This window comes from Qipengyuania profundimaris (genome assembly GCF_030717945.1).
GTDB lineage: Bacteria > Pseudomonadota > Alphaproteobacteria > Sphingomonadales > Sphingomonadaceae > Qipengyuania > Qipengyuania profundimaris.
In genome coordinates, this window is record NZ_JAVAIM010000001.1 from 351,029 (window position 1) to 372,184 (window position 21,156).

The following is a 21,156-nucleotide window of genomic DNA, read 5'->3' on the forward strand; positions in this document are numbered from 1 at the left end:
ATGGCGGATGTGGCAATCAAGCGGGCACTGCTCTCGGTGTCCGACAAGAGCGGTTTGGTGGAGCTCGGCAAGGCACTGGCCGCCAAGGATGTGGAACTGGTCTCCACCGGCGGGACGGCCAGGGCGCTGCGCGAAGCGGGGCTGGAGGTGAAGGACGTTTCCGACCTCACCGGCTTTCCCGAGATGATGGACGGGCGGGTCAAGACGCTGCACCCAATGGTGCATGGCGGCCTTCTCGCCGTGCGCGACAATCCGGACCATGCCGCCGCGATGGAAAAGCACGAGATCGGCGCGATCGATCTGGTGGTGGTCAATCTCTACCCCTTCGAAGCGACCGTGGCGAAAGGGGCAGAGCGTGACGAGGTCATCGAGAATATCGACATCGGCGGGCCGAGCATGGTGCGCAGCGCCGCGAAGAACCACCAGTTCGTCACCATCGTCACCGATCCGGCGGATTACGATACGCTGATCGGCGAACTGGATGCGACCGGCGCGACCAGTCTCGATTTCCGGCGCAAATGTGCGGCCAAGGCGTTTGCCGCAACCGCTGCCTACGACAGCATGATCAGCCGGTGGTTCGCTTTCGCCGACCAGGAGCAGACCTTCCCCGATTTCCTGGCCGTCAACGGCAAGGCGCCGGTCGAGCTGCGCTATGGCGAGAACCCGCACCAGAAGGCCGCGCTCTATACGCCGGTCGGCCCCCATGCCCGCGGCATCGCGCAGGCCGAGCAGCTGCAGGGCAAGGAGCTCAGCTACAACAATTACAACGATGCCGATGCCGCGCTGGAACTGTGCGCCGAATTCAAGGGCGGCGATCCCGCAGTGGTCATCGTCAAGCACGCCAACCCCTGCGGCGTGGCGCAAGGCGCGACTTTGCTTGACGCGTGGAACGAAGCACTGGCGTGCGACAGCGTCTCGGCCTTCGGCGGCATCGTCGCCGTCAACACCGAGCTCGACGGTGAAACGGCGGCGGCGATTTGCGAGATCTTCACCGAAGTCGTCATCGCTCCTTCCGTAACCGATGAGGCGCGCGAGGCTTTCGCCAAGAAGAAGAACCTGCGCTTGCTGGTCACCGGCGACCTGCCGGATCCGCGCCGCGGCGGGTTGAGCGTCAAGCCGATTACCGGCGGCCTGCTGGTGCAAACGCGCGACAATGGCGCGATCAGCGAGGCCGAGCTGAAGGTCGTGACCGAACGCGCACCGACCGAGCAAGAATTGAAGGATTGCCTCTTCGCCTGGACAGTGGCGCGGCACGTAAAGTCGAACGCGATCGTCTATGCCAAGGACGGCGCCACCGCCGGAATCGGAGCGGGCCAGATGAACCGCCGCGATTCGTCACGCATCGCCGCGCTCAAGGCTGCCGAAGCGGCAGAGAAATACGGTTGGGACCAAAGCCGCGCCGTCGGTAGCGCGGTGGCATCGGACGCCTTCTTCCCCTTCGCCGACGGCTTGCTCGCTGCCGCCGAAGCGGGCGCGACAGCGATCATCCAGCCGGGCGGCTCGATCCGCGACGACGAGGTCATCGCCGCCGCCAACGAACGCGGGCTCGCCATGGTCTTCACCGGAATGCGTCACTTCCGCCATTGAGGACCCATTCAGCTTGCGGGCTGATCGGCTGAATAGTTCACAACCATCGCATTAAGCATGTCGCAATTGCGGCAGGTGTAACCATGTGGGCAAGACTGACGAAAGACCCACCATGCAACTCTTCACCCCCGACCTCTATCGCAACTTCGGCATCGGTTTCGCTGCCGGAGCCCTTGCCATCGCTATCGCCAGTGGCGGCGAGATACTTGCCGTCGTCCCGCAGCTCGTGGCATCGATATTCTGATGAAGCTTCGCGCGATCCTCCTCGCCGCTGCGCTCTCCTTTAGCGCAAGCGCCTGTATGGAGCCCGCCATTGCCGCCGAAACGGTGGTGGAGGCGCCGCAGGCCAAGCGCATCGCGCAGGAAGGCAGCGGCCTCAAGACCGCGATCTTCGCCGGTGGCTGCTTCTGGGGCGTCGAGGGCGTGTTCAGCCATGTCAAGGGCGTGAAGAGCGCCGTTTCCGGCTATCACGGCGGCACAGAGCGGCAGGCCGATTACAAGCTCGTGTCCAGCGGCGTGACCGATCATGCAGAGGCCGTGAAGGTCGTCTACGATCCCAAGGTCATCCGTTACGACCAATTGCTGCGCATCTTCTTCTCGGTCGTCACAGATCCGACCCAGCTCAACCGCCAAGGCCCGGACACCGGCGCACATTATCGCAACGCCCTCGTCCCGCTGTCGGCGGAGCAGAACGCGGTCGCCAAGGCCTATCTCGGCCAGCTGAAGGCAGCGAAGCTGTGGGACAAGCCGATCGTCACGAAGATCGAGCGGGCGCAGGCTTTCTACGATGCCGAAACCTATCATCAGGATTTCATGCTGAAGAACCCTCGCCACGGCTATATCGTGCGCTGGGATTCGCCGAAGGTCCGTGCGCTGAAGGCGATGTATCCGGGCGTCTACAGCGCGAAGTTCCAGCCGAACTGACTTGATAGCTTTGCAGGGCGGGCTTACCTCTCGCACCATGAGCGGCCATTCCCACAAAGAGCATGAAGGCGACGCGCTGATCGATGCGGCGCGCCACACACTCACCGAGCATGGCGAGCAGTGGACCGGCATGCGCCAGTCCGTGTTCGAGGAACTCGCGAAGCACGACCGGCCCGCAAGCGCCTACGACATCGCCGACAACCTCTCCGCCTCGCGCGGGAAGCGGGTCGCGCCCAACAGCGTCTATCGCATCCTCGACCTGTTCGTGCGCAACAACCTCGCCAACCGGATCGAGAGCGCCAACGCCTACCTCGTCAACACTCATCCAGGCTGCCGGCACGACTGCATCTTCCTGATCTGCGACGATTGCGGGAAAGCCACCCATCTCGACGACGAACGCGTAACCGGCACGCTGCGCGATGCGGGCAAGGCGGCGGGCTTTACCGATGTGCGGCCGGTGGTCGAACTCAGGGGCCTGTGCGACGATTGCGCGGCCTGACACAGGCGGCGAAGCGGGTCATTCGCCTGTCAAACCGTTCATCGACAGGTCGGATATGCGGGTGTAAGGCATTCGTATGAATACCCGTCCCAAGACGCCGCTGCTCGACACGGTCGACACTCCCGACGATCTCCGCAAGCTCAAGAAAGAGCAATTGCGCCAACTTTCCGACGAACTTCGGGAAGAGATGATCGATGCCGTGGGCACGACCGGCGGGCATCTCGGGTCGGGTCTCGGTGTGGTCGAATTGACCACCGCGATCCATTACGTTTTCGATACCCCGACCGACAAGCTGGTGTGGGACGTCGGGCACCAGTGCTATCCGCACAAGATTCTGACGGGCCGCCGTGACCGTATCCGCACCCTACGCCAGGGCGGCGGCCTCAGCGGCTTCACCAAGCGCGCGGAGAGCGAATACGACCCCTTCGGCGCGGCGCACAGCTCCACCTCCATCAGCGCGGCGCTGGGCTTCGCCATGGCCAACAAGATGCAGAACCGCCCGGGCCGCGGCATTGCGGTGATCGGCGACGGCGCGATGAGCGCCGGCATGGCCTATGAGGCGATGAATAATGCCGAGCAGGCGGGCAACCGCCTCGTGGTGATCCTCAACGACAACGACATGTCGATCGCTCCGCCGGTGGGCGGCCTGTCCGCCTATCTAGCGCGCATGGTGTCGAGCAGCGAATATCTCGGCTTGCGGTCCATGGCGTCCAAGATCGCCCGCAAGATGGGCCGCCGCGTATGGGGCGGCCTCGAAAAGGCGGAAGAATATGCCCGCGGCATGGTGACCGGCGGGACCATGTTCGAAGAGCTCGGCTTCTATTACGTCGGCCCGATCGACGGCCACAATCTCGACCACCTCATCCCGGTGCTGGAGAACGTGCGCGACAGCGAGCAGGGTCCGGTGCTGATCCATGTCGTGACGACCAAGGGCAAGGGCTATGCCCCGGCCGAAAACAGCGCCGACAAATATCACGGCGTCGCCAAATTCGATGTCGTCACCGGCGAGCAGAAGAAGTCCTCCGGCGGTCCGCCCGCCTACCAGAATGTTTTCGGCGAAACGCTGGCCAAGCTGGCCGATACGGACCCGCGCATCTGCGCCATCACCGCCGCCATGCCGAGCGGGACGGGCGTCGACAAATTCGCGAAGGCGCATCCCGACAAGGCCTTCGACGTCGGTATCGCCGAACAGCACGGCGTGACCTTCGCCGCGGGCCTGGCAGCGGAAGGCATGCGGCCCTTCGCGGCGATCTATTCGACCTTCCTCCAGCGCGCCTACGACCAGGTGGTGCACGACGTGGCGATCCAGAACCTGCCCGTGCGCTTCGCCATCGACCGCGCCGGGCTGGTCGGGGCCGACGGCTGCACGCACGCCGGCAGCTTCGACATCACCTATCTTGCCACACTGCCCAATATGGTCGTGATGGCCGCCGCCGACGAGGCGGAGCTGGCACATATGACCTACACTGCCGCCGAATATGACGACGGCCCGATCGCCTTCCGCTATCCGCGCGGCAGCGGCACGGGCGTGGAGATCCCTGAGAAGCTCGAGAAGCTCGAGATCGGCAAGGGCCGGATCGTGCGCGAGGGTTCGAAGGTCGCCATCCTGTCGCTCGGCGCGCGGCTGGAGGAGGCCAAGAAGGCCGCCGACCAGCTCGAGGCAAAGGGCCTGTCGACCACGGTCGCCGACCTGCGCTTCGCCAAGCCCCTCGACACCGCGCTGATCGAAAAGCTGATGCGCAGTCACGAGGTCGTGGTCACGGTCGAGGAAGGGGCCATCGGCGGCCTCGGCGCGCATGTGCTGACCTATGCCAGCGACAATGGGCTGACCGACGCGGGGCTGAAAGTGCGCACCATGCGCCTGCCCGATGTGTTCCAGGACCAGGACGATCCCGCGAAGCAGTACGACGAGGCGGGTCTGAACGCGCCGCACATCGTCGATACGGTTTTGAACGCGCTGCGGCACAACAGCGCCGGGGTGGAAGAGGCGCGGGCTTAACTTAGCGCAGCGTGGGTGAGTTGCTGAGCATTCCCGAATGGCTCGCAGTCACGTTGTGGGTCATTTCTGCGCTTAGCATTGCTATGCTTTATGGGTTCTGGAGCATTCGAAGGGCGCACCGACGCGTCGAAGCCAGCCGCCCCAACCCGACGAAGCAGCAGTTTATTGCAATGATGGAAGAGGATTGCTCTCCGGAAGTATCGGATTTCCTTTGGGAGAAAGCAGTATTCTACGTCGAGCCGAGACTTACTCCGCACCCTGACGACGATCTCATCCTCGATTTGAAGATCGACGAGGATGACATAGCGATGGACTGGCCACGAGACTGGGCCGAACAGCGCGGATTTCACGAAAGCAACTTTCCGAATTGGCCGAACGATTGGCCAGGGACGATCCGAAATTACGGCCGCTGGCTCGACATGAGTCCGACGGAACCGTCACCCCGGACTTGATCCGGGGTTCCGCTTTTCCCAATGTCGCGCTCGAAGGTAGCTTGACCCCGGCTCGGCGGCCGGGGTGACGAAGTGATTGGGTAGTGGCATGGAGTTGGGCGAAAGGACCTTCCGCCCATGACCCTGCTCTCCATCGATACCGCCGACCACGTCACCACGCTCACCCTCAACCGCCCGGACACGATGAACCCGCTCGGGGCATCGGGCGACGGGGATGCCTTCGCTGCGGCCTGCGATGCGATCAATGCGGACATGGATGTGCGCTGCGTGATCCTGACCGGGGCAGGGCGGGCGTTCAGTGCGGGCGGCGACATCAAGGCGATGAAGGAGCGGACCGGGACCTTCGGCGGGACCGCGCCGGAAATCTCCGATGGCTATCGCAACAACATCCACAAGGTGCTGCGCGCGCTCTACAGCCTGCGTGTCCCGCTGATTGCGGCAGTGAATGGCCCAGCCATCGGGCTCGGCTGCGACCTCGCCTGCCTCGCCGACATGCGCATTGCCAGTGACAAGGCGAAGTTCGGTGTTACCTTCCTCAAGCTCGGCATCATCCCGGGCGATGGCGGCACCTGGATCCTCCCGCGCATCATCGGCGAGGCGCGGGCGGCGGAGCTGTTCTACACCGGCGACGTGATCGATGCCGCGACCGCGCAGGATTGGGGCCTCGTCAGCCGCGTGGTCGAAGGCGAAGCGCTGATGGACGAAGCCCGCATGCTCGCGAGCAAGGTCGCAGCCATGCCCCCGCACGCGCTGCGGCAGGCGAAGAATCTGATGCGGCAGGGGCGCTCGGTCAGCTATGACACCGCACTCGAAATGGCGGCGAATACGCAGGCGTTGATGCACCTGACCGAGGATCACATGGAGGGCGTGGGCGCGCTGATCGAGAAGCGAGCTCCGAACTTCACCGGTAGCTGAGTCTTTGTCGTCCTACCGCTTCGCTACTTGAGGACATCTTCGTCGTCCTACCGCTTCGCTACTTGAGGACGGTCATACCCAGCGAAACACACCCGCCGGGATACCGCCCAGCGGCAGGTGCACCCACATCAGCACGCCCCAGGCGAGCAGGGCCGCGAGCCAGCCTTTCCAGCCGAGCGCGCCAAGCTTCGACAGGCGCGGGACGAAGCTCGTTTCGGCTTCCCATGCGAGCCACGCATCGCCCATCTGGCTGCGCTTCTTCGCGTCCTGCAGCTTGGCGCCGACCAGCGCGAGGACGAGGATCGCTCCGGCGACGATCAGCGTCCGCATGCTCCACCAGAGCACGATGTGCGACAATGCCCAGAGGGCGAAGCCCCACATCATCGGATGGCGCGTCACGAGAAACGCTCCCGCCGGTCCCGCCCGCGCTGCCGCCTCCGCTCCGGGCGTAGGCATTGCCGGATTGCGCGGGGTCATCGCGCCGAGGAACAGCGCCAGCGCAGGAAGGGTGAGGAGCGTCGCGACGGCCCAGCCCAGCTCGCCCGACCCTCCCAGATCGGCCGACGGAGCGTCTTTGAAGGCGAGATACATCCACACCATGCAGGCGATGGCGACCGCGTTGTAAACCAGCATGAAGCCGCCCTCGCGCAGCGCCGAGACAAGCGGGGCGCGCAGGGGATGCGACAGCGCGAAATGCGTGCCGACCAGCGCCACCGACGCAGCGAGAAGCGAAACGAGAGCTTGATCCATCACCCACTCCTATGTTTACAGCGTCAACATAGGTAGCAGATCGAAACCCTTTTGCAAGCGCCACGTTGCGTCGGACGAATGGGGTAGGGCCCTTTCCTACAGTCCGGGCCACGGTGTACGGATATCGGCTGAGGCGCAGAACGATCGAAGCATGCCCCCCGGGGGGCGAGACGGCTTTCAATGATCACCCCGGCCTGGGGAAAAAGATAAAGATAACCGGTTTTTGGATCGGTCACCCCGGGGCGACACTGCGTCGCCTTCGTCGCCAACCTGTCGCCCGGCGTCAGGGGCTTTCGAAATCGATCAGCTGGACCTTGAACAGCAGCGTCGCACCGCCGGGGATCGGGCCTTTGCCCTCTACGCCGTAAGCCAGTTCGGCCGGGATCGCGACTTCGATCGTGTCGCCCACGCCCATCTTCGGGATGGCGACTTGCCAGCCCTTGATCAGGCGGCCGAGCGGGAAGGTCGCCGGCTCGCCCCGGTCGAAGCTCGAATCGAAGGTCTCCCCGTCGATGAAGGTGCCCGCATAATGCACCGTCACCGTGTCCACGACGGTCGGGCTGCGCTCGCTGCCTGCATAATCGACATAGCGCCAGCGCAGGCCGCCCGGCTCGTAGCGCCAGCCGTCTTCGGCCTTCAGACCCGCGAGATAGCTCTGTTGCGCATTCATCCAGGCGATGTCCTGCGAGCGGTCGGGCGGGCCGTCCTGTGCCGACAGGGTATGGAACCCGACCGCCAGCGCCGCCGCCCCCAAAGCGAGAAAAGTCGTCCGCATATCTATGGTCACTTTACCAGTCGTAGGCCTTGGGCAAGTCGCTCTCGTCGAGATCGCGATAGCGATCGCGCAGGCGGCTCTGGTGGTTTTCGAGGGGTTGTTCCACCCCGTCGATGAACACGCGGGTCGGCATCGCGCCGACTTCCAGCGGGTCGCCATCCCAAATCACCACGTCGCCCGCGGCACCGGGCGCAAGCACGCCCGCACGACCGCCAAGCCCGCTGATCCGTGCCGGGACCGAGCTAATGGCGGCGAACGCCTGACCCCAACTCAGCCCGTCGGCGCCGGGTATGCGCGAGAGAGCCACGAGATTGCCGGCATACTGGTTGAGGTTGCGCGGATTTTCCATCGCCGCGGCATTGATTGCGACTGTTACACCAGCCTTGACCATGCGGCCGATATTGCTCTGCGTCGCGGCAAGTTCCTCGAAGCCCTGCGGCAGGTCGTCGAGCCCGTCGGCGATCACCGGAACTCCGGCTGCGGCGATGTCGCTCGCAACTAGCCAGCCCTCGCTCGCACCGACCAGCACGAGGTCGAGATTGGCGAATTCGCGCTTCAGGGCCAGCACGCTGCGGATATCGGATGCGCGTTCGACCATCACATATAACGGCTGCTCCCCGCGAACCACGGGCACCAGTGCTGCAGCATCGAAGCGGCTGAGGAGCACGTCGTCGCCCCGCTCCGCCCGGTTGTCGACCAGTCGCGGATCGAGCGGCACATCGTCGCCGCTGCCCTGCTCGGCGGGCCGCGAGCGGATGCCGGGGATGCGCCCGTCGCTGCCGAACTCGTTCGCCTCGCGCAGGGCGTTGCGCAGCAGGGCGTGGGCCGATGCACGGCTGCCACCGGCGAGGCGCGCACCGCTTTCGCCGAGCGACACGGTCTGGAACGCCCGCGCGCGCGTCACCGCCTGCGGATCGCTGCCGAGGTCGATGATTGCGCCCTGTCCGCCGAAGATCGAACTGCTGGCCGAAGTTACCGTGGCTGCGCGCGTGACGCCCGCCGCCCGGTGGATGGCGATATGCTGCGATGCCGGATTGACGATCGGCGCCGCATCCAGCGCAGCGCTGAAGGGCGAATCGCCCGCGCGGATATCGTTGGACTCGCTGACTGCGCCCACATCCCACAGGCCCAGGTTGGTGACAGTGGCGACGAGGCCGGGCGTGACCCAGGTACCGGGTGCTGCCTCCATCAGCGGCATCGCCGTTTGCGGCATGCCAGCAGCAGGCCCAGCGTAGACCACGCGGCCGTTCTCCACGACCACGGCGCCGTTCTCGATCGGGTCGGAGCCGTCCCCGGTGGCGACGGTCACGCCGGTCATGGCGATGTTCTGTGCGGCAGCGGGAACGGCGGAGGCGCAGGCGAGGAGTCCTGCGGCAACGGCAAGAGCGCGCTTCATTTCACATCTCCTTCGCCCGGCTGGCCAAGCTCGAAATCGCTCACCGGCCTGCGCTTGCGGTCCATTGCATCATACATCAGCGCTCCGTCGATCCAGACCTTCTCTGGCCGGGAGTAGACGCTCAACGGGTCGCCGTTCCACAACACGACATCGGCCATCTTGCCGGGTTCGAGGCTGCCGGTCATGTCGTCGATGCCCATCGCCTTGGCGGCGTTGAGCGTGATCCAGCCGATCACGGTCGCATCGGAAATGTCGATGCCGAGCCGGCGACCCGCGGCCTGAGCCTTCGCGGCCTCCTGGTTGAGGCGCTGGATATCTTGCGCGCTGTCCGAATGGATCACCACGCAAGCACCCTCCCGCTGGAGGAAGGCGGCGTTCTCGAGGATGCCGTCGTAAGCCTCCATCTTGAAGCCGTACCAGTCGGCCCAGATCGCGCTGCACACGTCGTTTTCGCGCAGCAGGTCGCCGATCTTGTAGGCTTCGACCGCGTGGTGGAAGGCGCTGACCTTGTAGCCCATCTCCTTGGCCATATCCATCACCAGCGCCATCTCGTCGGCGCGGTAGCAGTGGTTGTGCACCAGGATTTCGCCGTCGAGCACGCCCTTCAGCGTCTCCTTGGCGAGGTCGCGCTTCTTGCCATCATAGGCACGCGCATCGAGCCAGGTCTGCCGGTTGACCGCGAAATTGCCCATGCGAGTCGACGGCATGCGACCGCGGTTGCCGTAGACGCGCTTGGGGTTTTCGCCGCAAGCCATTTTGAAGCCGTAGGGCGCGCCGGGGAACTTCATCCCCTGCACCGTGCGCGCAGGCACGTTCTTGAGCGTTACCGAGCGGCCACCCATGAGATTGGCCGAGCCGGGTAGGATCTGCAGCGCGGTAACCCCGCCATTGGCGAGCGCGCGGCTGAAGCCGGGGTCCTGCGGCCAGACCGAATGTTCGGCCCAGACTTCGGGCGTGGTCGGGCTGGTCGCTTCGTTGCCGTCCGAATGCGCATCGACGCTCGGCGTGGGATAGTCGCCGAGGTGCGAGTGGATGTCGATGATGCCCGGCGTCACGAACTTTCCGCTGCCGTCAAGAACATCGTAGCCGGACGTATCGAGTGTAGCGTCGCCGACACCGACCACCTCGCCATCGCGAAACAGCACCGTACCATCGTCGATGCGGTTGCCCGCGCCGTCATAGACGGTCGCGCCAACCAGCGCGGTGGGCCGACCCGGATAGCGCTCGTAGGTAGAGGAGAAGGGCGCGTTGCCGTCTTCACCGACCGGTGCCGTCCAGTCGGCATCGGACGCATCGTCGGCACTTCCCGTGGTCGAACATCCGGCCATCGCGAGGGCGGCGGCGCAGGCGAATAGAGCGTAACGTTTCATGGGTCCCCCAAAGCAGTCGGGCCGGAGCATCGCTGCCCCGGCCCGCGCGGTCAATTGCCTTTCGTCGAGACGTATCCGACGATCAGCGGTTCTCTTCGTGCTTGCCGGGCATCTGCGGATTGGTCGCGGGGTGCATGCCGGCTTCCTGCGCCTCGAGACCGGCACCGGCCTGGCCTTCGAGATCGTCGCCGACATTGTCGTCGCGCAGCGTGTCGAGGTGCAGCAGCTTCTTGACCAGGGGGCTGAGCACCATGACGCCGACGCCGATGCCGACGGCCCACCAGCCGACGGTCCCGTAAACGTCGAGAACCAGCTGCTTGCCGGCTTCCTCACCGACACCCTCGGCGCCGGTGGCCGCAGCGATCAGGCCGGCGGCGAAGTTGCCGGTGGCCGACGCGAAGAACCACGTACCCATCACCAGCGAAGCGATATGCGCCGGGCTGAGGCGGTTCATGGCCGAAAGGCCGACCGGGCTGAGGCACAGTTCACCGGTGGTGTGCAGCAGGTAGATCAGGAAGATGAAGATCACCGGCGTCGGGACGTTCACGCCCACGCTTTCCGCGCCCCAGACGAGGACGAGGAAGCCGAGACCGACCTGCACGACGGCAAGGCCGAACTTCATCGGCGTGCTCGGCTCCATGCCCTTGCGTGCGAGGCCCTGCCACAGCATGGCGAAGACCGGCGCGAGCAGGACGATGTAGATCGCATTGACCGACTGGAAGATCGACGCGCTGACACCCGCGGTATCGACGTGACGATCGGTGAACAGGTTGAGGCTGGAACCGGCCTGTTCGAACAGGGCCCAGAAGACCACCGAGACGATGATCAGGAACATGGCCGCGAAGATGCGGTCGCGCTCGTGGAAGGTCTTTACCATCGATTGCTGGATAAGGACCCCGATCAGGACCAGCAGCGAAGCGCCAGCCGTGTACTGGGCCGGTTCGCTACCCTGCGAGGCCGCGATCAGCGAGACGATCAGGCCGACCGCGCTGGAGATGTAGATGAAGAAGGGCACCGTCGGTGCCGCTTTCCACGACCCGTAGGCCATCTGGAAGGTCACGATCGAGAGGACGTAGGCGACCAGCGCCCCGCCGAACCCGCCGAGGAGGACGCCGACGAGTTCCTGATACTGGATGGCCAACCAGCACAGGGCGACCATGCCGAGGCCCGCGCCGTAGATCAGGTATTCCTTGCCGCCTGCAATGCGTTCCGGATGCTGCGGTTCGCCCTTGCCGCGCAGCAGCGGCTTGCCAATGACGAAGAACACGAGACCGATGAGCATGCCGAAACCGGCGAGGCCGAAGCCGTACTCCCAACCCACCGTCTGGCCGAGGTAGCCGCAGATGATCGAGGCGGTCGCCGCGCCGACGTTAATGCCCATGTAGAAGATGGTGTAGGCGGGATCGCGGCGGATGTCGGTGCGCGAATAGAGCTGCCCGACGAGGACCGAGATGTTCGCCTTGAGAAAGCCCGAACCAACGATGATCAGCGCCAGCGCAAGCCAGAACACGTTGAGCATCGGGTTATCTTGGCCGAGCGACCCGTCGCCTTCGAAGGCCATAAAGAAGTGCCCGAAGGTCAGCAGGACCGCGCCGAACAACACCGCCTTGCGCTGCCCGACATAGCGGTCCGCAAGATAGCCACCGACGACCGGGGCGATGTACACCAAGGCGGTATAGGCGCCGTAGATGACCGAGGCTTCGGCATCGGAAAAGAGCCAATGTTGAACGAGGTAGAAAATCAGCAGGGCGCGCATGCCGTAATAGGAGAAGCGCTCCCACATTTCGGCCATGAACAGCAGGAACAGGCCCTTGGGATGGCCGATCACCTCTTCCTGCGGGCGGGTGACAAGCACCATCCCGCCGATGAGGAACGAGACCAGCGCCACGACCGCGATGCGGAAGGCCCACATCTCGTACGCGGAACCGAATGTGAAGAAGGCGCCTTCGACCATGGTGTGCGATTATCCCTATTCATGCGGCAGCCGCGTGTTCGCGCGCCACCTCCCCGAAGAAAGCGCGCACCCTAGCGGCTTGGGCGCGCATGTGAAGCCTTAGTTACAGTCGTGACCGCATTGCGCGCGGCTGAATGACACACAGCGGGCGAGGGGCGGGAACCTTGTGCGCCGCGCTGTATTATGGCACTGTAGCAGTCTGTCTCGGGGAATCGCGATGCCAAACCAGAACAAACCGGTCTATCTGAAGCTGCGCGACATGATTGCCGCGGCAATCATCGACGGGCGCTATGCCGAAGGCGAGATGCTTCCTTCGGTCCGGGCACTGGCATCGGAGCAGGGCGCCAATCCGCTGACCGTGGCCAAGGCCTACCAGCAGTTCCAGAACGACGGGCTGGTGGAAGTGCAGCGCGGCGTCGGCATGTATGTCGTGCGCGGCGCGGCCGATCGCCTAAGGCAGACCGAGCGGCGCGCATTCCTCGACGAAGAATGGCCGGAAATCCGCGCCCGGATGAAGCGCCTCGGCGTGGAACCCTCAAAACTGCTTCAGGATGCCTGAACCGGGCCGATAAACCACAGAAAATCCTAACTTGCGGGCAGGCGGGGCTTCTGCCACTATCGCCTCGTCCGGACACGCAAGGGATCGCGCGTCGGGCGGGTCGCGAAAAACACACATCGTGCTGGCTGCCGAAAGCGGGGCCGGTCGGGAGAACGCAGATGATCCGTTCCGAACTTCTTGCCGCCCTGGCGCAGGACAATCCCGACTTGCGTAGCGAGGAGGTCGAGCAGGTGCTCGACATTTTCTTCGAGGAAATCGCCCTGCGCCTGGCAGAGGGTGGCCGCGTCGAACTGCGCGGTTTCGGCGCTTTCTCGACGCGCGAACGCGAAGCCCGTAAAGGCCGCAATCCGCGGACCGGCGAATCTGTCGATGTTCCCGCGAAACGCGTACCGTATTTCAAGCCGGGCAAGGATATGCGCCGCCGCCTCAACGAGGACTGACCTGGCCCACCCCGCCCCCTGTCATCGGCGATTGCGTCGCTCTTCTTAAAACCCTAACCCTGCCGCCGCGGCGGGTGTGGCGGAATGGTAGACGCTGGGGACTTAAAATCCCCTGATCCTTGATCGTGTGGGTTCGAGTCCCACCACCCGCACCATCGCGTCCGTTCGGCCGTGGACCGCCTTATCCTCGTGTTAACCCGTAACTGCCTATTTCCCATGATTGAACGCCGTTCGGGATAGGGGATTTCGAACGGACAGTTGTGAGCCGTGAGCGATTTGGGGTTGGGCGAACATGGATTTCACGGCGGGGCATCTGGCTGCCGATACGAACACCGAGAACGGAACGGAGAAACGCTCTGCGGAGCGCTATACCTCGCTGATCCGTGCGGCGAAGCTGGTTTGCGGACAAGGCGAGTTCGTCTGCGTCATTCGCGATGTATCGGCGACCGGCGTCAGTATTCGCACGTTCCACGCGCAGCCGACCGACGCTGCGGTCGCACTGGAGCTGCAGAACGGCGAGAGCTACGAACTGACCAAGGTTCGCTCGCGCGATTTCGATGCCAGCTACAAATTCGCGGAAAAGGTTGATGTCGATCGCCTGATCCGGGAGAACTGGAGTTTTCCCAAGCGCCAGCTGCGGCTCAACATCATGATGCCCGTGACCGCTTCGACCCTGACGCAAAGATCGAATGCCTTCATCACCAACATCTCGCAGCAGGGCGCGCGGCTCGAATGCGGCAATGTTTTCGCAGTCGACCAGAGCCTGCGGATCGAGAACGAATTTCTGAAGGAAACGCGCTGCAAGGTGCGCTGGCGGCGCGATGCGAATTATGGCCTGGCGTTCGAGAACTTCCTCTCGCTGCGGGAATTTGGGCTTCTCGCCGCGCGGGTACAGTGCCCGATCCTGCTCAAGAACTGAGTCGGTAGGTCCGGCCCGATCAAGCGGGGCGGAAGTCCATCGCGACGCCGTTGATGCAGTGCCGCTTGCCGGTCGGCTTGGGGCCGTCGTTGAAGATGTGTCCCAAATGCCCGCCGCAGTCGGCGCAGTGCACTTCGGTGCGCGGATAGCCGATCTTGTAATCGGTGCTGGTGCCGACCGCGCCCTTGTCGATCGGGGCCCAGAAGCTGGGCCAGCCGGTGCCGGATTCGAACTTGGTTTTGGACGAGTAGAGGCGGTTGCCGCAGCCTGCACAGGTGAAGGTTCCGGCGCGCTTCTCCTCATTGAGCGGCGAGGAATAGGGCCGCTCGGTCGAGGCATTGCGCAGCACGGCGAACTCGCTCCTGGTCAGCTTCTTGCGCCATTCCGCCTCGCTCAGGTTGACCGGAAAGGTCTTCGCCTCGGCCCGGCCAGACCCGCATGCAGCGAGCGCAGCGAAGCTGGCGGACGCGCCTATCCAGCCGAGAAAGCCGCGGCGGGTGGGTACGGTCTTGGTCATCGTGTTTCTATCCATGATGCGGGGAGGATAGCGCCCCGCATCTGAACTACGCTTGAAAACAGCCCGAGGTTACAGGCGCGCGGCTCTCCGCCTAGAACTCGGTGACCTCGACCTCGAGCTTGCGGAAGCCGTGGACGAAATTCGCTCGCACGCGCTCGATGTCGCCCGCGACATGCACGCGGATGCGGCGCTTGTGCATCTCCTCCAGCAGAATACGCAGCTGCAGTTCTGCCAGCCGTGCGCCGACGCAGCGGTGGATGCCGTAGCCGAAAGCGATGTGCCGGCGGGCATTCTCGCGCGTCAGGTCCAGCTTGTCGGGGTTCTCGAACACTTCTTCGTCGCGATTTGCGCTGAGGTACCAGAGGACGACCTTGTCGCCCTTCTTGATCGTCTGGCCGAACACCTCGGTGTCCTCGGTGCAGGTGCGGCGCATGTGTGCCAGCGGGGTCTGCATGCGGAGCATTTCCTGCACCGCATTGGGAATGACATCAGGGTTCTGTTCAAACAGCTTGCGCTGGTCGGGATTCTTGTCGAGCTGGTAAACGAACCCGCTCATCGAATTGCGGGTCGTGTCGTTGCCACCCACGATCAGCAGCACGAGGTTGCCCATAAATTCTTCGGGGCGCATCTGGTTCATCGCCTCGGAATGGATCATCATCGAGATGAGATCGTCGCCCGGTTCCTTGTCGTGCGTGCGTTCGACCCACAGCGACTGGAAATAGGCGCCCATTTCCTTGAGGATTTCCCAGCGCACCTTGTCGAGCGCTCGGACCGAGGCGAGCTCGGTATCACCCGACCAGTCTGACCAGAAGGTCAGCAGCCGGCGGTCTTCCCAGGGAAAGCCAAACAGGATCGCGAGCATGCCAGTGGTAAGCTCGATCGAGACCTTGTCCACCCAGTCGAACACCTCGCCCCGCGGCAGCGTGTCGAGCAGTTCCCCGGTACGCTGGCGGATTTCGCCTTCCATCTCGGCCATGCCGCTCGGGGTGAATTTCGGCGCGACGGTGCGCCGCTGTCCGGTGTGCTGGGGCCGGTCCATGGCGATGAACATCGGCAGTTCGCGGCTGTCCTCGCCGGCTTCCGCCAGCTCCTCCTCGGTAAGCCGGTTGAGAATGGTGATCCCCCCATGCTCCCAGCTGGAAGAGAACACATCCGGCAGTGCCTCGATATGCTGGATCGCCTTGTGGCCGACCACTGCCCAATAGGGGCCGAAAGGGCTCTCGGGAATGAAGTGCAGCGGCCCCGCCTCACGCATTTCGCGGAAGATCGGATGCCAGGTATTCTCGGCATAGATGTCGCTGCGGCTGACATCCCACTTATGCGGGTGCTCGAAGCGCTGTTCGGGATACTCTTCGAAATGCTTCTTGAGCGCATCGTAGGCAGTCGGCTCGGAGCGGACTTCGGGGCGGGTGACAGCGGCGGGGGCCATTTTTCTCTCCTCGTCGGAGCGACTCTGCAATGCGGTCGCCCTCTTCGCTTCGCATCCTGCCCTAACTGACATTGGTGTCAACAGTGCGTTGCGAATCGGAACCTATCTATTGCAGAAATCGGCGCTGCGCTTGTCGGCATGCGACAATCAGGCGGTTTTCGTCCCGCCGACGTGGCCTTTCACCGCGCGCCCGGCCTTGCCGGATTTCATCACCCGGCGCTTGAACAGCAGCGCGCCGAAGCGGACGAACAGCACCACGCACAAGGCCTGCCATGCCAGCGCCAGCGCATGCGGCCACAGTGCGTCGGACTGGGCGGCCCGGGCGAGCATGGCGAAGGGCGACGACAGCGGGAAGATCGCCGCGGTCAGTTCCAGCGGAGATCCGGGCGTGGTGATCGCGGCGGCGGCCAGGAAGAACACCAGCAGCTGCATCATGGTGACGGGCATGGACAGGGTCTGCACCTCGCGCACCGTGGCCGCCATCCCGCCGATGGTCAGGAACAGCGAGCCGAGCAGCAGGTAACCCATCCCGAAATAGGCGATGCCGAGCGCGATAAATGCAGGCCAGCCCAGCGCAGGCTCCGGCAATTGTGGCAGCTGGTTGCCGAGCAGGAGAGCCGCCACTCCGCCGAAGCTCGCCCAGACTGCGATGCCGACGAAACTCACCCCCAGCATGGCGAAAAGCTTGCCAAGGAACACTGCGTCCATCGGGATGGCCGCGGCGAGGACTTCGATGACCTTGTTGGCCTTCTCTTCGACCAAGTTGGACAGCACCATGCCGGCCAGCAACATCATCAGCAGGAACAGCAAGAGCTGACCGGCCTGCGCGGTGCGGATGCGCTCGCTGCGCGACGTGGCGGCGCTGGAGGCCACCGGCTCCGTCACGATTTCTGGAAAGCTGCTCGGAGAGGTGCCGGTGGCGGTTGCCGCCAGCAGGGCGACGGGACCGCGCCAGCGCTCGATCTGGTCCTCCGGTGCCGTGACCACCGGCGCTTCGAGCGATCCGGTGACCACTGCCGCAAAGTTCGCGCCTCCGCGCTTCAATATGTCTGCCGGGGCCTCCCCGCTCGCATCGGGCACGAGGCGCGGCAGCGCATAGCGGACCTGATCCGAGAGCGCTGCGGAAGCGGACTGGAGCGCCGCCGTGTCGGCCTCGCTCATGGCAACCGCCACCAGATTGGTCGCCGCATCGCGCTGGACCTGGCCGCCGATACCGCCCGCCAGCGCACCGATGACCAGCGGGAACAGCGGGCCGAGCAGGAAGAAAAAGAACGCGCGGCTGAATAGGATCGCGCGGAAATCGCGGCGGGCTACGACGCGCGCAGCTTCGAACAGCGAGAGGCGGGTGGTATCGCTCATCGGCCAGTCTCCAGCGCGTTGTCTTCGGCAAGGGCGCGGGCTGCGGCCTCACCGGCGATTTCGACGAAGGCGTCGTGCAGTCCCGCGCGCTCGATCGAGAGCGAGAGAATGCCCGCGCCGCCGTCGATCAGGTGCTTGAGCAGCGTTTCGATCCCGCTGTCGGGGACTGGGAAGTACCAGAAGTGATTGCCGCCTGCTTTCGCGTCGTGGCGCGCATCGCCCGGCAGGGCGGAGCGCCAGTCGCCGGTGTCGACCCTCGTTTCCAGCCTTACCTGCGCCGGAATCCGGTCGCGTGCCGCGTCGACCGATCCGGCATAGGGCACCTTGCCGCCCGCGACGATCGCGACCTCGTCGCACAGGCGCTCGGCATGATGGATGACGTGGGTCGAGAAAATCACCGTGGTCCCGCTCTGCGCGAGTTCGCGGATCATTACCTCAAGCTTGCCCTGGTTAATCGCATCGAGCCCGCTGAACGGTTCGTCGAACACCACCAGCTTCGGGCGGTGCACCAGCGTGCCGAGCAATTGCACGGTTTGCGCCATGCCCTTCGACAGCTGCCGGATCTGGCGGTCGACGGCATAACCGAGGCCGTGCCGTTCGAGCAGGTCGCGCCCGCGCGCCTTGCCCTCGTCCAGCGGCAGGCCGCGCAAGGCACCGAGGAAGGCGATGGCCTCGTCGCATTTCATCGCCGGGTAGAGCCCGCGTTCTTCCGGCAGATAGCCGATAAGCTTGGCGACTTCGTGCGGGCGGTCGTGGCCGAACACACGGCGCACACCCTCGTCCGGGTCGATGATGCCCAGCAGCATGCGCAGCGTGGTCGTCTTGCCTGCGCCGTTCGGGCCGAGGATGCCGTAGATCGCGCCTTCGGGCACGGAGATGTCCACCCCGTCCACCGCCAGCGTGTCGTCGAAACGCTTGACGAGGCCGCGCGCTTCGATGGCGAGTTTCGCCGCGGGGTCTGCAGGGGGTCGCGTCATGAAGCCGGTCTCGGTAAGCATCGTGTCAATCTAGTCCTCGCCAGTGAACGGAGCATAGGTGACCGGGGTTAATTCGCAGTTGCAGGCGGACTTGCGCGAGGAAGCGGCGCGGCTGGGCTTCGTCGCCTGCGGTTTTACCTCGGCCGCGCCCGATCCTGTGCGCGCCGAGCGGCTTGAGGAATTCCTGGGCGAAGGCCGCCACGGCTCGATGGAATGGATGGAGGCGCGAAAGGCCCAGCGTGCATCGCCGCAGGGGCTCTGGCCCGAGGCGCGGAGCGTCATTGCGCTCGGCATGAGTTACGCGCCCGATGGCGATCCGCTGGCGCTGGAGAGCGAACCGGAGAAGGCACGTGTTTCGGTCTATGCGCAGGGGCGCGACTATCACGATGTGGTCAAGAAGGCGCTGAAGGCTCTCGCCCGCTGGCTTATCGCGCGGGAGCCGGAGAGCGAGCTCAAGGTCTTCGTCGACACCGCGCCGGTGATGGAAAAGCCGCTGGGCGAGGCGGCGGGGATCGGCTGGCAGGGCAAGCACACCAATCTGGTCAGTCGCGAGCACGGCAGCTGGCTGTTCCTCGGCGCGATCTATTCGACTCTGCAATTTGAGCCCGACGAGCCGCATGCCGATCGCTGCGGCAATTGCCGCGCCTGCCAGGATGCATGCCCGACCGATGCTTTTCCGAGTCCGTACCGGCTCGATGCGCGGCGCTGCATTTCCTACCTCACCATCGAGCACAAGGGGCCGATCCCGGAGGAATTCCGGACCGCGCTCGGCAATCGTATCTACGGCTGCGACGACTGCCTTGCCGTGTGCCCGTGGAACAAGTTCGCCGATGCCGCGCACCGTCACCTGAAGCTCGCTCCGCGCGAGGAGCTGGTCGCGCCGGACCTCGCAACATTCCTGCAGTTCGACGACGCCGGCTTCCGCCAGTTCTTTTCCGGATCGCCGATCAAGCGGATCGGGCGGGATCGCTTCGTGCGCAACTGCCTCTATGCGGCGGGCAATAGCGGACAGGCGGCGCTGATCCCGATGGTGCAAGCTCTGGCCGAGGATCCCGACCCGGCAGTGGCCGAAGCTGCGCGCTGGGCGCTGGTCAGCTTGACGCCATCTCCTTGAGCTGCGTCTCGCTATCGGCGAGCAGTTCCGGATCGATCTGCGCGCGGTCGACCACCAGCTTGCGGCCCTGGACGTAATCCTTGACCGAATTCACGCAGTCGAGCGCAATTACGCGGCCCTCTTTCAGATAGACCACGCTGAATTTCGATGCTGCCGGATCGCCGCGCAGTACGGTGCTGTCGTAGCCGTTGGAGATGCCGACGGTCTGGAGCTTCAAATCGTACTGGTTGGACCAGAACCATGGCACCGCGTTGTAGTCCTGCTTGTCGCCCATGATCGCCTTGGCGGCACAGCTTGCCATGTCGTTGGCATTCTGCACCGATTCCAGCCGCAGCACGGCATTGTCGGCGAAGGGGTTGGCATGGCTGGCGCAGTCGCCGATCGCATAGATATCGTCGAGCGTCGTGCGGCAAAAGCTGTCGATATCCACGCCGTTGCTGCCCGCCGCGCCGGCCGCGATCAGCGGACCGACGGAGGGAACGATGCCGATGCCGACAAGCACCACGTCGCAGGCGATCCGCTCGCCATCGGCAGTGACGACTTCGCCGGCCTTGCCGTCCTGCACCTCGATCCGCTCGACCGCCGTATCCAGCCGGAGGTCGACGCCCTGGGCGCGGTGATAGTCGGCATAGAAATCCGACAGTTCCGGACCCGCGACGCGCGCCAATACGCGGTCGAGCATCTCCAGCACGGTGACTTCGCAGCCCAGCTTGCGCAGGACGGCCGCCGCTTCCAGCCCGATATAACCCGCACCGACGATAACAGCGCGTCGCGCCCCACCGTCGATCTCGGCCTTCAGCGCATCGACGTCGCGCCGCGTGCGGACATAATGGATGCCCTCCGCATCGCAGCCGGGGCAAGACAGGCGCCGTGCGTCGCCGCCACCGGCCCAAATCAGCTTGCGGTAGGTTACCGCGCTGTCGTCCGACAGCGAAAGCTCGTGCCGCACCGGGTCGATCTCGTTGACGTTGTAGCCAAGCCGCAGGTCGATATTCTTTTCGGCCCAGAATTTCTCGGGCCGGATCATGATCCGCTCGAACGGCTTGTCGCCGGCGAGATATTCCTTCGACAGCGGCGGGCGCTCGTAGGGTGGATTACGGTCGCGGCTGACCATGAGGATGCTGTCCTCATGGCCGTTCTGGCGCAAGGCGATCGCGGCCTGGGCACCGCCGTGCCCCGAACCCACTATGACGACGTCGTAATGCTCCATCGGCGCTGTGG

General features: G+C 64.6%; 21 protein-coding genes and 1 tRNA gene. 12 read left to right on the plus strand and 10 right to left on the minus strand.

Translation table 11 applies throughout. The annotated features are described in order from the left end of the window. The 7 genes from purH to Q9K02_RS01825 all read left to right on the plus strand — a co-directional run bounded on the left by purH (nt 1) and on the right by Q9K02_RS01825 (nt 6,376). On the plus strand, nt 1-1,587 hold the full coding sequence (gene purH / locus Q9K02_RS01795) for a bifunctional phosphoribosylaminoimidazolecarboxamide formyltransferase/IMP cyclohydrolase (protein ID WP_305931335.1): 1,587 nt from the start codon (nt 1-3) through the stop codon (nt 1,585-1,587). 112 nt (nt 1,588-1,699) lie between these two features. Beyond that, the gene (locus tag Q9K02_RS01800) at nt 1,700-1,831 is read left to right on the plus strand and encodes a hypothetical protein (protein WP_305931336.1); all 132 of its coding nucleotides are present in this window, start codon (nt 1,700-1,702) and stop codon (nt 1,829-1,831) included. Further along, on the plus strand, nt 1,831-2,511 hold the full coding sequence (gene msrA / locus Q9K02_RS01805; RefSeq protein ID WP_305931337.1) for a peptide-methionine (S)-S-oxide reductase MsrA: 681 nt from the start codon (nt 1,831-1,833) through the stop codon (nt 2,509-2,511). Before Q9K02_RS01800 ends, msrA begins: the two co-directional genes overlap by 1 nt. A 37-nt stretch (nt 2,512-2,548) precedes the next feature. Beyond that, nucleotides 2,549-3,010: a Fur family transcriptional regulator gene (locus Q9K02_RS01810; protein WP_278329093.1), complete on the plus strand. Its 462-nt coding sequence runs from the start codon at nt 2,549-2,551 to the stop codon at nt 3,008-3,010. Between the two features lie 76 nt (nt 3,011-3,086). After that, nucleotides 3,087-5,009 (plus strand): 1-deoxy-D-xylulose-5-phosphate synthase, encoded by a 1,923-nt coding sequence (gene dxs / locus Q9K02_RS01815; protein WP_305931338.1) that lies wholly within the window; start codon nt 3,087-3,089, stop codon nt 5,007-5,009. An 11-nt stretch (nt 5,010-5,020) separates the two neighbouring features. After that, entirely contained in the window at nt 5,021-5,461 is a 441-nt protein-coding gene (locus tag Q9K02_RS01820) for a hypothetical protein (protein ID WP_305931339.1), read from the plus strand. 117 nt (nt 5,462-5,578) lie between these two features. Continuing rightward, nucleotides 5,579-6,376 (plus strand): crotonase/enoyl-CoA hydratase family protein, encoded by a 798-nt coding sequence (locus Q9K02_RS01825; RefSeq protein WP_305931340.1) that lies wholly within the window; start codon nt 5,579-5,581, stop codon nt 6,374-6,376. Nucleotides 6,377-6,448: 72 nt separating this feature from the next. On the opposite strand, the gene Q9K02_RS01830 is transcribed toward Q9K02_RS01825, so the two are convergent. The 5 genes from Q9K02_RS01830 to Q9K02_RS01850 form a co-directional block, all read right to left on the minus strand. After that, nucleotides 6,449-7,126: an NnrU family protein gene (locus Q9K02_RS01830; protein ID WP_305931341.1), complete on the minus strand. Its 678-nt coding sequence runs from the start codon at nt 7,124-7,126 to the stop codon at nt 6,449-6,451. A gap of 283 nt (nt 7,127-7,409) precedes the next feature. Then, complete coding sequence (locus tag Q9K02_RS01835) at nt 7,410-7,901, minus strand: FKBP-type peptidyl-prolyl cis-trans isomerase (protein WP_305931342.1); 492 nt, start codon at nt 7,899-7,901, stop codon at nt 7,410-7,412. A gap of 13 nt (nt 7,902-7,914) precedes the next feature. Beyond that, nucleotides 7,915-9,297: an amidohydrolase family protein gene (locus tag Q9K02_RS01840; protein ID WP_305931343.1), complete on the minus strand. Its 1,383-nt coding sequence runs from the start codon at nt 9,295-9,297 to the stop codon at nt 7,915-7,917. Beyond that, a complete protein-coding gene (locus Q9K02_RS01845; protein ID WP_305931344.1) occupies nt 9,294-10,667 on the minus strand; it encodes an amidohydrolase in 1,374 nt (457 codons plus the stop codon). Before Q9K02_RS01845 ends, Q9K02_RS01840 begins: the two co-directional genes overlap by 4 nt. An 82-nt stretch (nt 10,668-10,749) precedes the next feature. Beyond that, nucleotides 10,750-12,621, minus strand: coding sequence for a peptide MFS transporter (locus tag Q9K02_RS01850; protein ID WP_278329101.1), 1,872 nt, complete (start codon nt 12,619-12,621; stop codon nt 10,750-10,752). 217 nt (nt 12,622-12,838) lie between these two features. On the opposite strand from Q9K02_RS01850, the gene Q9K02_RS01855 reads away from it, so the two are divergent. The 4 genes from Q9K02_RS01855 to Q9K02_RS01870 all read left to right on the plus strand — a co-directional run bounded on the left by Q9K02_RS01855 (nt 12,839) and on the right by Q9K02_RS01870 (nt 14,539). Further along, a complete protein-coding gene (locus tag Q9K02_RS01855) occupies nt 12,839-13,180 on the plus strand; it encodes a GntR family transcriptional regulator (RefSeq protein ID WP_305931345.1) in 342 nt (113 codons plus the stop codon). Nucleotides 13,181-13,338: 158 nt separating this feature from the next. Further along, nucleotides 13,339-13,620, plus strand: a complete 282-nt coding sequence (locus tag Q9K02_RS01860) for an integration host factor subunit beta (protein WP_305931346.1) — start codon at nt 13,339-13,341, stop codon at nt 13,618-13,620. Between the two features lie 70 nt (nt 13,621-13,690). Continuing rightward, nucleotides 13,691-13,775 (plus strand) — tRNA-Leu (locus Q9K02_RS01865). A 137-nt stretch (nt 13,776-13,912) separates the two neighbouring features. Then, nucleotides 13,913-14,539 carry a PilZ domain-containing protein gene (locus tag Q9K02_RS01870; RefSeq protein WP_305931347.1) on the plus strand — a complete coding sequence of 209 codons (627 nt, stop codon included), beginning with the start codon at nt 13,913-13,915 and terminating at the stop codon, nt 14,537-14,539. Between the two features lie 19 nt (nt 14,540-14,558). On the opposite strand, the gene msrB is transcribed toward Q9K02_RS01870, so the two are convergent. From msrB to Q9K02_RS01890, 4 genes are all read right to left on the minus strand, one after another. Then, complete coding sequence (gene msrB / locus Q9K02_RS01875) at nt 14,559-15,056, minus strand: peptide-methionine (R)-S-oxide reductase MsrB (protein WP_305931348.1); 498 nt, start codon at nt 15,054-15,056, stop codon at nt 14,559-14,561. A 91-nt stretch (nt 15,057-15,147) separates the two neighbouring features. Beyond that, complete coding sequence (locus Q9K02_RS01880; RefSeq protein ID WP_305931349.1) at nt 15,148-16,485, minus strand: cytochrome P450; 1,338 nt, start codon at nt 16,483-16,485, stop codon at nt 15,148-15,150. A 147-nt stretch (nt 16,486-16,632) separates the two neighbouring features. Next, complete coding sequence (locus Q9K02_RS01885) at nt 16,633-17,844, minus strand: ABC transporter permease (protein WP_305931350.1); 1,212 nt, start codon at nt 17,842-17,844, stop codon at nt 16,633-16,635. Beyond that, complete coding sequence (locus Q9K02_RS01890) at nt 17,841-18,842, minus strand: ABC transporter ATP-binding protein (protein WP_305931351.1); 1,002 nt, start codon at nt 18,840-18,842, stop codon at nt 17,841-17,843. The genes Q9K02_RS01885 and Q9K02_RS01890 overlap by 4 nt, the downstream gene beginning before the upstream one ends. A gap of 37 nt (nt 18,843-18,879) precedes the next feature. On the opposite strand from Q9K02_RS01890, the gene queG reads away from it, so the two are divergent. Then, on the plus strand, nt 18,880-19,935 hold the full coding sequence (gene queG / locus Q9K02_RS01895; RefSeq protein WP_305931352.1) for a tRNA epoxyqueuosine(34) reductase QueG: 1,056 nt from the start codon (nt 18,880-18,882) through the stop codon (nt 19,933-19,935). Here the strand turns inward: queG and Q9K02_RS01900 are convergent. After that, nucleotides 19,913-21,145, minus strand: coding sequence for an NAD(P)/FAD-dependent oxidoreductase (locus Q9K02_RS01900; RefSeq protein WP_305931353.1), 1,233 nt, complete (start codon nt 21,143-21,145; stop codon nt 19,913-19,915). The genes queG and Q9K02_RS01900 overlap by 23 nt on opposite strands. Nucleotides 21,146-21,156: the final 11 nt, after the last annotated feature.